This is a genomic window from Arthrobacter sp. (genome assembly GCF_048266065.1).
Lineage (GTDB): Bacteria > Actinomycetota > Actinomycetes > Actinomycetales > Micrococcaceae > Arthrobacter_H.
Window position 1 is genome coordinate 1 of record NZ_JBLXAH010000008.1, and the last position, 15,012, is coordinate 15,012.

A 15,012-nucleotide genomic window follows, 5' to 3' on the forward strand; every position below is an offset into this window, starting at 1 on the left:
CCGCTTCGATACCCAATGGATATTCTGATGAAACGCTGGCCGGCATCAAACGACTACCGACCCACGCACCTAGGCCGTCCGCACGCCTCAGGCAGGGCGTCCTGCCAAGCCGGTCAGGATCTCCTGGACCACCGAGGCGGTGGTGCGCAGGGCATCGACGACAGTGCGTTCCCGGGCGGCGGTGAGTTCCTCCTCCGGAACCGAGACGGACAGGGCGTCGTGGCCCGTGCCATAGCAGTCCAGGTGCACCGCCAAACAGGCCACACCCTCGGTGTTCTGGCCGATCTCCCGCGCGTAGCCGCGTTGGGCGACGAGCGCGAGCTCCTCGTGCAGGGCGTTCGGGGACGTCAGCGTCCGGGGTGTCAGGGCCTCCAGTTCACGGATGGAGCCGTCGGCCGTCGCGGGGTCGGCCGGGGGCAATTGCGCCAGGATGGCCTGGCCCAACGCCGTGGCATGGGCCGGCAGCCGGCGCCCGACCCGGGGAATGGGCCGCTCCCGGCCGGGGGACTCCCAGGTGGCGAGGTAGACGATGTGGTCACCATCGAGCCGGCCGAAGTTCACTGTGGCGCCGAGACGCCGGCCCAACAGCCCCAGATGCGGGCGGACCACCTGCAGCCAGGGATCGGCGTCGAGGTAGGTGGTCCCGGCCAGCAGCGCGCGGATTCCGATGCCGTACGTGGCTCGGTGTGCATCGGTGCGGACCCATCCGGCGTCCGTGAGGGTTTTGAGCAGCGCATAGACGCTGCTGCGCGGGGCGCCCATGGCGGTGCACAATTCGCGGATGGTGACCGGATCTCCACCCCGCGAGGCGAGGAGTTCAAGGACCTCGATGGCGCGTGCCGCCGACTTGACCTCGCGGACTCCTACGTCCGTGGCGGGGTGGGTGCCCATCTGACCTCCAGCGTGTGTGTCGCACCAGCATAGGCAGCACGACGTCCAATCCGCGGTGATCCCGACGGGAAACGCGGGGCGGGGTGGTCCGGGTCAGGGGCGCTTGCCGACCCGCGGTTTCACCGCGTGCACCGGACAGCCGGCCTCCAGCAGCACGCGCTGGGAGGTGGAGCCCAAGAGCAGCTTGCCCACGGGGGAGCGCCGCCGGAGCCCGATCACCAGGTGCGCGTCGGCCTCATAGGAGGCATCGATCAGCTCATCCCCGAGATCGGCATCGGCGGCCAGCTGGCGCACCTCGAGCCCGACGCCGGCCCCTGCCGCCCGGTCCCGGAGTGCCGCGAGCTCCGTTCCCTGCGGCTGGTTCTCCCCGGCTGGGCACAACAGCACGACGCCGGTGCCGCGGATTCCTGCCTCCTCGAGGGCCGCGTCGATGGCCGCCTGGGCTTCGGGTGTGGTGCCGAAGCCGGTGTAGATGCTCATGGGTGCTCCTGCTGTTATCGGCTAGCGGATCGGGGTGGTCAGGGTGCCGGTGGCCAGGTAGCTGCGCAGGTTCTCCAGGACAAGCGCCGCCATGTCGGCCCGCGTCTCGTGGGTGCCGCTGGCCACGTGGGGCAGAAGCACCACCTGGTCGAGCCCGAGCAGTTCCTGGGGCACGTGGGGCTCATCGGCGAAGACGTCCAGGCCGGCGCCGGCCAGTCGGCCGTTGACCAGGGCGTCGACGAGGGCTTCCTGGTCCACGACGGTGCCGCGGGAGATGTTGATCAGGTGGCCCTGCGGCCCCAGGGCATCCAGCACGGTGGCGTCGACGAGTCCACGGGTGGAGGGCCCGCCGGTGGCTGCGACGATGAGCACGTCCACGGAGGAGGCCAGCTCCTGCGGGCTGGACCGGTACCGGTAGGGGCTCCCCTCGACCTCGTGGCGGTTGTGGTATTCGATGGTGCAGCCGAAGCCCTCGAGCCGGGTGGCGATGGCCTGGCCTATGCGGCCCAGGCCGAGGATGCCCACGGTGCGCCCGGTGGCTCGGGTGGTCAGCGGGAAATTTCCCTCGGTTTCCCAGGAGCCGGCGCGGACGTACCGGTCGGAGGCGCTCGTGCGGCGCAGGACATCGAGGTACAGCGCCAGCGCGGTGTCGGCCACGCAGTCGTTGAGGACATCTGGCGTGTTGCTCACGGTGATGCCACGGCGTTCGGCCTGCGCCACGTCGGTGGAGTCGTAGCCGACGCCAAAGCTGATGACTGCCTCAAGATGCGGAAGCCGGGCCATCAGGTCGGCATCGACGCCGAAGCGACCCGAACACACGGCGACGCGGACCGCATCGCCGTGCTCGTCGAGGTGGGCCTGCCGGGCCGGGGCATCGTCGGGAAGCCGCGTGGCGCCGAACTCTTCCACCAGCGCCGCCGAGACCACCGGATTGACCGGGCCGACCTGCAGGATGTTGGTGCCGGTGATGCCGGCAGGGGAGGCGGCCGGTGCCGCTGCGGGTGAACTCATGCCTCGAGGCTACTGAGGGGCATCAATGCGCGTCCAACACGCAATTAGCATTGATCGATACCGGCCCGGCATGGAGGTCCCGTCACCCCCGGGATGTAGCGGAAGTCACACTGCCCCGCGGTTCACCCCGGACCGTTTCCGCGTCGTCACGGGCGATATCGGCTCTTGACGCGCCCCGGGTCCGTCCACAAGCTGGTCCATAGGACGCAGCTTTCGGCTCCCTATGTAGACGGCTCGACCACTCGATAGCCCCACTCGCGAAGGAAAACAACGATGTTTGATATGCGGAAGACCCTGACGGATCCGGCCCGGCGCCGCCCGTTCGCCACACTGGCCGTCCTGGCCGTCGGCTCCAGCCTGGCCATGACCGGCTGCGCCGTGGCCAACTCGAACGACGCCGGGGGTGCGGGCTCCGGCGCGGCCTCGGACACGCTGCGGGTGGTCCTGCAGCAGGAGCCACCGACCCTGGAGCCCTGCGAAGCCAACCTGACGAGCACGGGCGTGGTCGACCGCTCGACCATCACCGAGCCCCTCATCGAACGCGACCCCACCAGCGGTGAGCTCCAGCCGAAGCTGGCCACCGAATGGAGCTCGGACGACGACACGACCTGGACGCTGAAGCTGCGCACCGGTGTCACCTTCCACGACGGCAGCACCTTCGACGCCACCGACGCCAAGACCACGATCGACCGCGCCGTGAACTCCAAGCTCGCCTGCAACGTCGAAGGCTACGTGTTCGGCGATGAGGACCTCAAGGTCAAGGTCATCGACCCCGAGACGCTGCAGGTCACCGCCCCGAAGGCCGACCCGATCCTGCCCCTGCGCCTGTCGTTCCTGGAGGTCGTCCCCAGCGAGACCTCCAGCACCAAGAAGGTCCGCGAACCCATCGGCACCGGGCCCTACAAGCTCGAGAAGTGGGACGCCGGCCAGAAGATCACCCTGGCCGCCTATGACGGCTACTGGGGCGACAAGCCGGCCTACGCCAAGGCCCAATACGAATGGCGTTCCGAGGGCAGCGTCCGTGCCGCCATGATCACCGCCGGCGAGGCGGACATCGCCACCGGACTCAGCCCGGAGGACAACATCGGGGACCTCGGGGTCCCCTACCCCAACAACGAGACAGTCGCGTTGCGCATGCACAACAACAAGGCGCCGTTCACCGACATCCGGGTCCGCCAGGCGGTCAACTACGCCATCGACAAGGACTCGATCGTCAAGAACCTCTATGGGGGCCGTGACAAGGTCGCATCCCAGCTGGTGCCCGAGGGCGTCGTCGGCCACTCCGATTCGCTCGAGGCCTGGCCGTACGACCCGGAGAAAGCCAAGCAGCTCGTCGCCGAGGCCAAGGCCGACGGAACCGACACCTCGGCTCCGATCGACATGATCGTGCGCACCGCACAGTTCCCCAAGATCGAGGAACTCGGACAGGTCATCCAGGAACAGCTGACCCAGGCCGGGCTGAAGGTCAACCTGAAGATGCTCGAAACCAGCCAGCAGCTGACCTACCAGGTGCGCCCGTTCGCCAAGACCAGCGGCGACCTGATGCTCATGGTCCAGCACGGCAACCAGGCAGGGGACGCGGCGTTCACCGTCGACCAGTACATGCTCTCCAACGGCGCCCAGAGCGCCTTCGGCACCCCGGAGCTGGACGCCCTGATCAAGAAGGCCGACGCCGCCACCGGCGAGGACCGGCAGCAGGCCTTCGAGAAGGTCTTCGCCTACCAGAACGAGCACGTCGTCCAGTTCGCCCACATCGCCCACCAGACCGGCATGATCGGCAAGTCGAAGGCGGTCGACTACACGCCGAACTCGTCCACGGGCGACGAGCTGCGACTGGCCGAGGTCACCCCGGCGAAGTAGCCGGGGAGCCATCGAGGAGGAAACGAGCCACACATGCTGACGTATCTGCGGAAAAGGATCATCTCCAGTGCACTGCCACTGGTGGTCGTCGTGGTCGGGGTCTTCGCCCTGGCCCGCATGACCGGCAACCCGGCGGCGCTGTACCTGCCGCTGAGCGCCACACCGGAAATGCGCGCCGATTTCATTACCCGTAATGGACTGGACCAGCCGCTGCTGGTGCAGATGGGCAACTACTTCGGCGGCGTCCTGCACCTGGACTTCGGCACCTCGTTGCGGACGGGGGAGGCGGCCGGGGCCATGGCCCTGCGCGCCTTCCCCGCCACCCTTCAACTGGCCGGCGTGACGATGGCCCTGGCCATCGTGCTCGCCGTGCTGGTCGGCAGCTGGGCCGCCCTGAAGCCCAACGGCGTGATCGACCGCATCGCCAGCTTCTTCTCGATGGCAGCCGCCTCGATCCCCGACTTCTGGCTCGCCATCGTCGGGATCCTGGTCTTCGCCATCACCCTGGGCTGGGTTCCGACCTCCGGGGTGGAAACCTCAGCGGCCTGGATCCTGCCCATCGCGACCCTGCTGATGCGCCCGTTCGGCGCACTCGTCCAGGTGGTCCGCGGCGCCATGGTCTCCGCCCTGTCCGAGCCCTACATCCGGCTTGCCCGCAGCAAGGGAGCCGGCCAACGACGCGTCATCACCCACCACGCCCTGCGCAACGCTGCGGCACCGGCCCTGACAGTGGCCGGTGACCTGACGGTCGGGTTGGTCAACGGTGCGGTGGTGGTCGAGACGATTTTCGGGTGGCCGGGCATCGGCAAGCTGATGATCGACTCGATCCTGCAGCGCGATTTCGCCGTCCTGCAGGCCTGCGTCCTGCTCACGGCGATCGCGATCTTCACCCTGAACATCGTCATCGACCTGCTCTACGCAGCCCTGGACCCCCGCGTCCGCCCCGCAGCCTCCGGCCGCCGCCGGGCACGGCGCACCGACACGCCACCGACCACCCCCGCCCCCTCCGTCGCCCCCACGGCCATGGCCGGCGCGGCACGGTCCTAGGAGGAGAGCACCATGAGCACCACAGAACCACTGCACGACGCCGGTGCACCGGAACCGTCGTCGGCGCCATCGGCGCGCAACGCCAGCAGGTCCACCACCCCCTCGATGTTCCGCCTGCTGTTGCGCGACAAGTTCGCCACCACCGGCGCCGTCATCCTCGTGATCGTCCTGGCCACCGCGGCGTTCGGGCCGGCCCTCATGGGCGACCTGGCCACCAAGCAGAACCTGATGTTCGCCAACAAGGCACCCTTCGACCCGGCCAACGGCTGGGAGTACCTGCTCGGCTCGGATTCCCTGGGCCGCTCCGAACTGGCCCGGCTGGTCGTCGCGACCCGCACCACCCTGCTCGTGGCCATCCCCGCCGTCGCGGTCTCCCTGCTCGTGGGCTCGCTCTGGGGCGTCTGGGCCGGCTACCACCGGGGGATCCGCGAGACGGTGTCCATGCGCATCGCGGACATCATCATGTCCTTCCCCTCGCTGCTGCTGGCCGTCGTCGTCCTCTACGTCTTCAGCCCCTCGATCGCCAACATCGTGCTGATCCTGGCGATCACCCGCATCCCCATCTACCTGCGCACCGCACGCGCCGAATCCGCGGAACTGCAATCGCGCACGTTTGTCGATGCGGCGCGGACCTTCGGAACCCGGCCCAACGCGATCATCCTGCGCCACGTCATCCCGATAGTCACCCCCACCTTGTTGACGCTGGCCACGCTGGAATTCTGCTACGTGATGCTCGCCGAGTCCTCGCTGAGCTTCCTGGGCATCGGCATCCAGCCGCCGGACATCAGCTGGGGCCTGCTCGTCGCGCAGGGGCGGCAGTACCTGCAGACGGCCTGGTGGCTCTCGATCTTCCCGGGCATCGCCATCGTCGTCACGGCCATCGCCGCCAACATGCTCGCCGCCTGGCTGCGCATCGCCACCGATCCCGCGCAGCGGTGGCGGCTGGCATTGCCCGGACGCAAGAAGATCATCACCTCCATCCGGACCAAGGAGTCGAAGTGAGCATGACCGCAGATTCGTCCGCCACCATCGAGGCGCCCACCCGACGCGAAGTGGTCCTGGACGTCGAAGGACTCGACGTCGACATCAGGACACCGTCCGGAACCGTCAGGGCAGTCTCCGACGCGGGTTTCACCGCCTATGCCGGGCAGACGCTGGCCCTGCTGGGTGAATCCGGCTGCGGCAAGTCCATGACCGCCAAGGCGGTCTCCGGGCTGCTGGATCCCATCGCCCACGTGGCCGGTGGGAGCGTGAAGCTCAACGGCCGCGACCTGGCTGGGGCCTCCGAACGCGATCGGCTGAAGATGGCCGGCACCGAACTGGGCATTGTCTTCCAGGACGCTCTGACAGCGCTGAACCCGGTGTATCCGGTGGGTGTGCAGATCGGGGAATCCTTCAGGATCCACCGCGGCATGAACCGCAAGCGGGCCCGCCAGGAGGCCATCGAGCTGATGCGCCGCGTCGGGATCCCCGAGCCGGAATCCCGGGTCGACGCCTACCCGCACCAGTTCTCCGGCGGCATGCGCCAGCGCATCCTCATCGCCATGGCCGTCGCACTCGGACCCCGCCTGCTCATCGCCGATGAACCCACCACGGCGCTGGACGTCACCGTGCAGGCCCAGATCATGGAGCTGCTGCGCCGGCTGCGCACCGAGGAGGACATGGCGGTCGTGCTCATCACCCACGACCTCGCCGTCGTCGCGGAGGAAGCCGACGATGTGACAGTCATGTACGCCGGTACGGTGGCCGAATCGGGGCCGGTTGACCAGGTCTTCTCCCGCCCGGCCCACCCCTACACGCGTGGACTGCTGGACTCCGTGCCGGTCAACGCCGAACGCGGATCGCAGCTCTCATCGATCGCCGGGAGCCCACCGGAACTCAAGGACATCCCCACCGGATGCGTCTACCAGGACCGCTGCCCGCTGGCCAGCGCCATCTGCCGGGCGGAACGACCTGCCCTGCGTGAAGTGGTGCCCGGCCAGTTCGCCGCGTGCCACTTTGCCGGAGAAGTCCACCACGGCACGACCCCTCAGGAGGCACGGTCATGAACACGACCTTGAAGCACGGCCCGGACCCCGTGTACGTGGCACTGCGCGTCACCGACGTGACCAAGACCTTTCCCGTGGCCCGCAGCTCCTCGGGCAACAACCGCCTGCGCGCCCTCGATGGGGTGAGCTTGAGCGTGGGCCGCGGGGAGACCCTGGGGCTGGTCGGCGAGTCGGGATGCGGCAAGTCCACGCTGGCCCGCACGCTCATGCTCCTGGAAAAGCCGGACTCCGGAACGGTCGACTTCGAGGGCCACGACCCCTTCTCGTTGCGCGGCAAGGAACTGCAGGCCTGGCGGCGCCGGGTGCAAATGGTCTTCCAGGACCCCTTCGCCTCGCTGAACGCGCGCATGACGGCCGGCCAGATCATCTCCGAACCCTGGGCCACGCACCGCAGCCTGTACCGAACGGCCCGTGAACGGGAGGCCCGGCTGCGTGAACTGCTGCAGCTGGTGGGGCTGCGGCCCTCCGACGCCCGGAAATCCCCGCAGGAGTTCTCCGGAGGTCAACGACAGCGCATCGGCATCGCCCGCGCCCTGGCGCTGAACCCGGACCTGATCATCCTCGACGAACCGGTGTCGGCCCTGGACCTCTCCGTGCAGGCCCAGGTGCTGAACCTCCTCAACGACCTGCAGCAGAAGCTCGGAGTGAGCTACCTGTTCATCTCCCACGACCTCTCGGTGGTCCGCCACGTCACCGACCGCGTCGCGGTCATGTACCTGGGGCGGGTCATCGAAACCGGCAGCACCGAGGACGTTTTCGACCGGCCCCTGCATCCCTATACGGCTTCGCTCATGTCGGCGTCGCCGCGGCTTGACCCGGCGACCCGGCCGACGGAACGGATCGTGCTGCGCGGGGAGCTGCCGTCCCCGCTGGACCCGCCCTCGGGCTGCCGGTTCCGCACCCGGTGCTGGAAGGCCCAGGACATCTGCGCCCAACAGGCCCCACCCCGGGTGACCGCGACCGAGGCGGGACGCGTGGCGCTGCCGATGCCCTCGATCGGCGAGCCCTTGGAGCACGCCGCCGAGTGCCACTTCCCCCTGGCCGACCGCGCCGAAGCCGGTCTGGCGACGAGCGCCGGCGGGGCGTGAGCCCGGGCGAGTACGCCATATTGGCCCTGGCCCTGCTGGTGGGCTCGGGCCTGCAAGGGTCGATCGGTTTCGGCGCGGGCCTGGTCGCCGCGCCGGTCATCGCCCTGGTGCGCCCGGACCTGCTGCCCAGCCTGGTGGTCTGCTCGGCACTGGTCATCACGACGGTGGTCACGATCAGGGAGCGCTCGGAACTGGATCTGAAGGGCGCGGCCTGGGCCCTGGCCGGACGCATTCCCGGCTCGGTCCTCGGCGCCTGGATGGTGGTGGCGATTTCGACCGTCGCCCTGTCCTGGGTGGTGGCACTGAGTGTCCTGCTGGGCATCGGTTCGGCATTCCTGGGCTGGAGGCCGGCTCCGACACGCCGGCTGCTCGTGGGTGCGGGGGCGCTCTCGGGCATCATGGGGACTGCCACATCCATCGGCGGGGCACCGATGGCGATCGTCTGGCAGGGACAGGAACCGGCGCGGCTGCGCGGGACGATGAGTGCGTTCTTCCTCGTCGGGTCGTCGGCTTCCATGCTCCTGCTGGCCGCCGCCGGCGCTGTCACCTCGCAGTCGCTGGTGGCCTTCGCCTGGCTGGTGCCCTTCGTCTTGGCCGGAGTCGGCCTCTCACGGTTGTTCAACCGGATGCTCGATGCCGCGCGGCTGCGGATCGTCGCACTGGTCGTTTCCGCCGGCGGGGCGGTTTTGCTGGCGGTGCGCCTGCTGCTGCCGGTGTAGCGGCCCCCGGCAGCGGACACGATGAAGGCCCCGGCTTGGGGGAAAGCCGGGGCCCTGATTCATCACTCGCACCTTTGAGGTAGTCACCACTCTAGGCGGGCAACCTAGGTACCGGCTGTATGGGGGCAGTGCGTTCGCCCCACATCCCGGCCGGTTCGGGATTGTGCTCAGCGGGCCGGAAGGCCCATGAGCCGTGCCCCGTTGTCCCACAACACGGCGCGCATCCAGTCGTCCCCCAGCCCAAGCCGGGCCAAGGCCTCCAGCTGGTGGGCATAGGGGTAGGGGATGTTGGGGAAGTCGGAGCCCAGGACGATCCGGTCCCGGAGCCCGGGGAGCCGTTCCACATAGCGTGGAGGCATCGGGGCGAACTGGTTGGTGAAGTCGGTGCCGACCATGGTCGTGTCCAGATGGACGCCGGGGTACTGCTCGGCAAGATCGGCAAAGGCATCGTATTCGGGCATGCCCTGGTGCGCGATGACCAGCACCAGGCGTGGGTGGCGTGCCAATAGTTGGCGTACCGGTTCCGGGCCGGTATGTTCGCCGCTGCTCGGTGCCGACCCTGCATGGATGACCACGGGAATCCCGGCTTCCTCGAGCGCCTGCCAGGCCTCGTCGAGCAGCGGGTCGGCCGGTGAGAAGCCGCCGACCGTGATGTGGATCTTGAAGAGCCGGGCACCCCGGGCGATTTCATCGCGTACTTGTTGGCCGGCCCCGGCTTCGGGGTAGAACGTCGCGCACTGCACAGCGCCGGGAACACGCTCGGCGAACCCCCGGCTCCACTCGTTCAGCCACGCTGCCATGCCGGGCTTGTGCGCGTAGGACAAGGCGGGGATCGCCTGCAGCCCCAGCTTGCGGAGCGTGTCCACGCGGGTCTGTTCATCGGTACGGTACTTGATCGGCCAGGCACGCCCGTAATGTTCCCGCGCCTCGTCGAAGTAGGCCCAGACCTTGTGCATCATCGGTTCCGGAAGGAAGTGGACGTGGATGTCGGCCAGGCCGGGGAGCCCCAGAGCGCGGACGAAGGCGGGGATCTCGGCATCAGAGGCCGGTCCGCGTCGGGTGGTGGTCATCAGTCCTCCTGGGCGTCTCGGGTCGGAGTGGGACCCGCTGTCGGCAGTCTAGGTGGAAACGATGGGCGACCTCGAATGCCGACGGACCAGGTTGATCGGCGTGGTGCCGTGGGATATCGCCTCGATGTTGGCCGCGATGTCCGCTGCCCGCCCCACAAAGGTCGCGGTGGCATGGCCCGAGTTGTGGGGTGTCAGGATCACATTCTGCAAGGTGGTGAAATCGACATCGGCCGGCGGGGTCCGCCGCGGCTCGGGAGCGCCCCACCAGACATCGAGTGCGGCGCCACCGATGCCCTGTCCGCTGGTCGGCGGTTCCCGGAGGGCATCGAACAGGGCATGTTGGTCGACCACCGGTCCGCGCGAGACATTGACCAGGAGTGCGTCCGGGCGCATGGCCGCCAGCTCCCGGGCGCCGATCATGCCACGTGTCGCGTCCGAGAGGGGGACGGTGACGACGACGACGTCGGACTCCTCCAGCAGCCGTGGCAGCGCCCCGGGGCCCCGCACCCAACGGGGCGCGATGCCCCCGGGCAGGGCCGCCGTCGGGTCGGAGCGGATGGCCACCGTATCCGCTCCCCAGGCGGAGGCCAGGCGCAAGGTCTCGGTGCCGATGCCCCCGAGCCCGATGGAGCCCACCGTGAGGGAATCGAAGGAGCGGTGGGGCGGAACCGCCGCGTCGTTCGCCAGGTTGCTCCACTGCCCTCGGCGCAGGGCCGCGTCCGTGGGGAGCAGGCGCCGCTCGAGCGCCAGCACTGACATCATGACATGCTCGGCGATGGGGCGCGCATGGTGGAACGTATTGGCCAGCAGGGTTCCAGCCGGCAGGGCGTCCACGGCGATCCGGTCCAGGCCCGCGCCGGTCACCTGCACCAGTTCCGCGCCACAGTCCGCCGCGGCTTCCCCGGAGAGCCGTGAGCAGACCAGCACGTCGCATCCTGCGATGGCCTCCGGCAGTCGAGGGTCGTGCGGGTCCGTCAGGAAGTTCCAGTCGTGCTCGGGTGCCCCGTCCAGCAGATGTGTGGCGAAGCGTTCGATGATCGGGTCGGTGACCACGATCCGCAAGCGTCGACCACCACCGGCTACCACCGGGGTGCCTTCAGTTCGTAGTCGGGGTGGACGCGCCGCATGTAGCCGGTGTCGTCGCGTTCGACGATTCCGCAGTCAAGGTACTGGCGGTGCAGGCGCGCCAGCGCGTCGGAATCCAGTTCAATGCCCAGTCCGGGCCCGGTCGGCACGGTGACGGAACCATCGGCGAACCCGAGGACTCCGGGCTGGATGACGTCATCGGCGGCGTCCTTCCAGGGCCAATGGGTGTCGCAGGCGTAGTCGAGGTTCGGGGTCGCCGCCGCCAGGTGGACCATGGCCGCCAGGCTGATGCCCAGATGCGAGTTCGAGTGCATGGACAAACCCAACCCGAAGGTCTCGGCGAGCCCTGCCAACGTCTGGGAGCGGCGTAGGCCACCCCAGAAGTGATGGTCGGACAAGACGATGTCGATAGCCCCCTGGGCGATGGCCGGGGGGATGTCGGCGAAACTGACGACGCACATGTTCGTGGCCAGGGGCAGGCTGGTGTTGCGGCGGACTTCGGCCATGCCCTCGAGCCCGGTGGTGGGATCCTCGAGGTACTCGAGCTGTGTCTGCAGGCGGCGGGCCACGGCAATTGACGTGTCAACGCTCCACGCACCATTGGGGTCGATCCGCAGGGCCACGTCCGGGAACCGGGCATGAAGCGCTTCGATGGCAGCGGCCTCCTCCTCCGGCGGGAAGACACCGCCCTTGAGTTTAAGTGCAGTGAAACCATGGTCCCGGACCATGCGTTCGGCCTGCTTCACGATGCCCGCGGGGTCAAGCGCCGCGCCCCAGGAATCATCCGGTGCCCCGGGGTGGCCGGACCACTTGTAGAAGAGGTACCCGCTGAACGGGATGGAGGTGCGCACGGCGCCGCCGAGCAGATCGCTGACCGGTACACCGAGCAGGCGTCCCTGGATGTCCAGCGCCGCGACGTCGAAGGCCGAGAGCACGCGGTCGGCGGTGGCCGAACCGGTGACCATGCCGCTCATGCCGTGCCCTCCGGAGGTGGTGTCCTCCAGGAGGGCAGCGGCCACCCGGCCGCGCAGGGTGTTGATGTTGAACGGGTCGGTTCCGATGATGGCATCGGCGGCCAGCTGCAGCCGCCGGAGGTGGGCGGCATCGCCATAGGTCTCCCCGAGCCCGGTGATGCCCGCATCCGTGTGGACCTGGATGATGGCGCGCAGCGCGAAGGGCTCGTGGACGCCGACGGTGTTCAGCAGCGGCGGATCGGCAAAGGCGATCGGCGTGATCTCCACCGATTCGATGCGGATCTTCGTCCTGGGTTTCGTGGAACCGGTGCAGGCCGGGGATGTCGTGCGCGTCGGGGAGGACATGATTTCCTTTGCAGGGTCGGCGGGTTGTGTCATCTCACGGTAGATCCACGGATTGATACCTGTCCAAGCTAAGATATGCACTAGAGAATTCAAGGAGTGAATCGATGTTTTCGTTGGTGCAATTGGAGTCGTTCGTCGCGGTGGCCGAGGAACTCCACTTTGGAACAGCCGCCCAGCGGCTGAACATGACCCAGCCGCCGTTGAGCCGCCAGATCCAGATGCTGGAACGCGAAGTCGATGCCCGGCTCTTCGAGCGCAGCAGCCGCCGGGTTGAGTTGACCGAGGCCGGCCAGACCTTGTTGCCGGCGGCGCGCAGGATCCTGGACTTGTGTACGAAGACCGATCTGGATGTCCGCCGTGTGGCCACCGGTGATGCGGGTTCGATCGTCATCGGCTACACCGCCATCGCCGGCCAGACCGGCCTGCCGACGATCCTGCGGTTGGTGAAGGAGCGGCTCAGCGGGGTGTCCCTGGTCCTGCGCGAGGCAGTGTCAACCGACCAGCTGGACATGCTCGCCAACGGCTCCATCGACATCGGGCTGCTGCGTCCGGTGGTCTCGCGCGCGGGAATCGTTGACCGCCGGGTCCTGGATGACCGCATGGTGGCGGCGTTTCCGCTCGGGCATGAGTTGGCCACCGGCCGCGGGGTGATGATCCGCGAACTCGATTCACTGCCGCTGATGATGTACTCCACGGCGGAGGCCCGGTACTTCCACGATCTGGTCCTGCGGCTCTTCGACAGCGCCGGGGCACGGGCGAATGTCACGCAGTTCGCCAGCCAGATCCCTGCCTTGCTGGCTTTCGTGGCCGCCGGGCTGGGCATCAGCCTGGTGCCCGCCTCCACGATGCGCTGGGCGCCCAGGGAAGTCGCCTTCGAGGAACTGCGCGGTCCGGCAGGGCTGGAGCAGCTCAACCACGCAAACCTCCACGTGGCATGGAATGAATCCAACGGGAACCGGGCGGTGGCCCGATTGCTGGAACTCATCCTCGCCGACGACGGCGAGGTCTTTGACGGCGTGCAGTAGCCGGACATGATGAAAGCCCCAGCCGGACGGCTGGGGCCTCTTTTTCATCACTCGCACCTTGATGAGGTACTTAAGACACTAAAACGCGAACCTTGGTGCCGCCTGTATGCGGGGTGGGTATTCGCCCGGTAACCGTGGAGGTCAGTCGCGGATCGGTTCCCTGCGTTCGTGGACCGCGATGGCGTCGTCGTCGCGTCCACTCCAGATCTTGATGATCGCCCAGCCGACGGCGGTCAGCGGCACCGAGAGCACGGCGCCGACGATGCCGCTGAGCACCGTGCCGATGGTCAGGGCGAGCAGGATGACCAGCGCGTGCAGGTGCAGGGCCTGGCCCATGACCACCGGCTGCAGGAAGTTGCCTTCGAGCTGGTTCACCAGGATGACCACGCCGAGCACGATCAATGCCACGACCGGCCCGTTCGCCACGAGGGCGACCAGGGTGGCCAGGATGCCGGCGAAGGTCGCCCCGACGATCGGGATGAACGCGCTGACGAAGACGATGGTCGCCAGCGGCAGCGCCAACGGGACGTTCAAGATCCACAGGGCGATGCCGATGCCCGCGGCGTCGACCAGGGCAACTGTCGCCGTTCCCCGGATGTAGCCGCCCAGCGTCGTGACCGCCCGGTCGCCACTGGCCTTCCATTTCGGCTCGTGGCTGCGCGGGATCCACGACAGGAAGAACGCCCAGATCTTGTCTCCGTCCTTGAGGAAGAAGAACATGATGACCAGTAGCAGGACCAGCCCGGTGAAGAAGTTGCCGGCGGCGGAGAGCCCGGTCAGGGCGCCTGCTCCGAACTGCTTGCTGGTGAGGAAATCGGTGACGGCCTTCACGCCGCCGTCGATCTGGGATTGGCTGATCTGGAACGGCAGGTCCTTGACGAGGTTCTGGACCTGGTGGAACCCCTGCACCCCCTGGTCCACGAGACCGGACCACTGGGACCGGACCGACAGGACAATCCCGGTGCCGATGCCGCCCAGGACCACGAATGACCCGAGGAAGACCGTCCAGGCGGCGAGCATCGAGGACACGACACGGCGCAGCAGCCGCACGAGCGGCCACAGCGCGCTGGTGAGGATCAGGGCGATCAGCAGCGGCAGGACCACGACGCTGACCTGCGCCAGGCCGACAACCGCCGCCCCGGCCAGGACGAGCAGCAACAGGACCTGGCCGGCCCGGGTGGCACTGCGGCCTAGCCCGTTGGACCACAGCAGTGCGACCCGGTCGGTGGGGGCGACCCGGGCATCGGCAGGACCGAGCGCGTCGGCCTGGACATGTCGTCCTCCGGGCGCGAGCGGGAGGGCGGGGGGCGTCTCGCCGGCCCTGCGGCGGCGGAAGGGGCGGAAACTCATGCGGAGGCCTCGATCGTC

At 68.3% G+C, this 15,012-nt stretch carries 14 protein-coding genes; 7 read left to right on the forward strand and 7 right to left on the reverse strand.

Annotated features, from left to right (window positions below; genetic code table 11):
• Positions 1 to 87: 87 nt before the first annotated feature.
• From ACN0TP_RS13400 to ACN0TP_RS13410, 3 genes are all read right to left on the reverse strand, one after another.
• Positions 88 to 891, reverse strand: a complete 804-nt coding sequence (locus ACN0TP_RS13400; RefSeq protein WP_417219725.1) for an IclR family transcriptional regulator — start codon at positions 889 to 891, stop codon at positions 88 to 90.
• Between the two features lie 93 nt (positions 892 to 984).
• The gene (locus ACN0TP_RS13405; RefSeq protein WP_417219727.1) at positions 985 to 1,371 is read right to left on the reverse strand and encodes a universal stress protein; all 387 of its coding nucleotides are present in this window, start codon (positions 1,369 to 1,371) and stop codon (positions 985 to 987) included.
• 21 nt (positions 1,372 to 1,392) lie between these two features.
• A complete protein-coding gene (locus tag ACN0TP_RS13410; protein WP_417219729.1) occupies positions 1,393 to 2,382 on the reverse strand; it encodes a 2-hydroxyacid dehydrogenase in 990 nt (329 codons plus the stop codon).
• A 273-nt stretch (positions 2,383 to 2,655) separates the two neighbouring features.
• Here ACN0TP_RS13410 and ACN0TP_RS13415 point away from each other — a divergent pair, with 273 nt between their 5' ends.
• Genes ACN0TP_RS13415 through ACN0TP_RS13440 form a run of 6 tightly spaced genes read left to right on the forward strand, consistent with a single transcriptional unit; the run spans position 2,656 to position 9,144 of the window.
• Positions 2,656 to 4,242, forward strand: a complete 1,587-nt coding sequence (locus ACN0TP_RS13415; RefSeq protein WP_417219731.1) for an ABC transporter substrate-binding protein — start codon at positions 2,656 to 2,658, stop codon at positions 4,240 to 4,242.
• Positions 4,243 to 4,275: 33 nt separating this feature from the next.
• Positions 4,276 to 5,289: an ABC transporter permease gene (locus ACN0TP_RS13420; RefSeq protein ID WP_417219733.1), complete on the forward strand. Its 1,014-nt coding sequence runs from the start codon at positions 4,276 to 4,278 to the stop codon at positions 5,287 to 5,289.
• Positions 5,290 to 5,301: 12 nt separating this feature from the next.
• The gene (locus tag ACN0TP_RS13425) at positions 5,302 to 6,291 is read left to right on the forward strand and encodes an ABC transporter permease (RefSeq protein ID WP_417219735.1); all 990 of its coding nucleotides are present in this window, start codon (positions 5,302 to 5,304) and stop codon (positions 6,289 to 6,291) included.
• Between the two features lie 2 nt (positions 6,292 to 6,293).
• Entirely contained in the window at positions 6,294 to 7,337 is a 1,044-nt protein-coding gene (locus ACN0TP_RS13430; protein ID WP_417219737.1) for an ABC transporter ATP-binding protein, read from the forward strand.
• Positions 7,334 to 8,425, forward strand: coding sequence for an ABC transporter ATP-binding protein (locus tag ACN0TP_RS13435; RefSeq protein ID WP_417219739.1), 1,092 nt, complete (start codon positions 7,334 to 7,336; stop codon positions 8,423 to 8,425). The genes ACN0TP_RS13430 and ACN0TP_RS13435 overlap by 4 nt, the downstream gene beginning before the upstream one ends.
• Positions 8,422 to 9,144, forward strand: a complete 723-nt coding sequence (locus ACN0TP_RS13440; protein ID WP_417219740.1) for a sulfite exporter TauE/SafE family protein — start codon at positions 8,422 to 8,424, stop codon at positions 9,142 to 9,144. Before ACN0TP_RS13435 ends, ACN0TP_RS13440 begins: the two co-directional genes overlap by 4 nt.
• Before the next feature lie 167 nt (positions 9,145 to 9,311).
• Here the strand turns inward: ACN0TP_RS13440 and ACN0TP_RS13445 are convergent, their stop codons facing one another.
• From ACN0TP_RS13445 to ACN0TP_RS13455, 3 genes are read right to left on the reverse strand one after another with little or no spacing between them, the layout of a single operon-like run.
• A complete protein-coding gene (locus tag ACN0TP_RS13445) occupies positions 9,312 to 10,214 on the reverse strand; it encodes an amidohydrolase family protein (RefSeq protein ID WP_417219742.1) in 903 nt (300 codons plus the stop codon).
• A 48-nt stretch (positions 10,215 to 10,262) separates the two neighbouring features.
• The gene (locus tag ACN0TP_RS13450; RefSeq protein WP_417219743.1) at positions 10,263 to 11,300 is read right to left on the reverse strand and encodes a 2-hydroxyacid dehydrogenase; all 1,038 of its coding nucleotides are present in this window, start codon (positions 11,298 to 11,300) and stop codon (positions 10,263 to 10,265) included.
• A complete protein-coding gene (locus tag ACN0TP_RS13455) occupies positions 11,294 to 12,619 on the reverse strand; it encodes a glucarate dehydratase family protein (protein ID WP_417219745.1) in 1,326 nt (441 codons plus the stop codon). Before ACN0TP_RS13455 ends, ACN0TP_RS13450 begins: the two co-directional genes overlap by 7 nt.
• A 104-nt stretch (positions 12,620 to 12,723) precedes the next feature.
• Between ACN0TP_RS13455 and ACN0TP_RS13460 the strand changes: the two genes are divergently transcribed.
• Positions 12,724 to 13,644: a LysR family transcriptional regulator gene (locus ACN0TP_RS13460; RefSeq protein WP_417219746.1), complete on the forward strand. Its 921-nt coding sequence runs from the start codon at positions 12,724 to 12,726 to the stop codon at positions 13,642 to 13,644.
• Positions 13,645 to 13,785: 141 nt separating this feature from the next.
• Here the strand turns inward: ACN0TP_RS13460 and ACN0TP_RS13465 are convergent, their stop codons facing one another.
• On the reverse strand, positions 13,786 to 14,994 hold the full coding sequence (locus ACN0TP_RS13465; RefSeq protein WP_417219748.1) for an AI-2E family transporter: 1,209 nt from the start codon (positions 14,992 to 14,994) through the stop codon (positions 13,786 to 13,788).
• Positions 14,995 to 15,012: the final 18 nt, after the last annotated feature.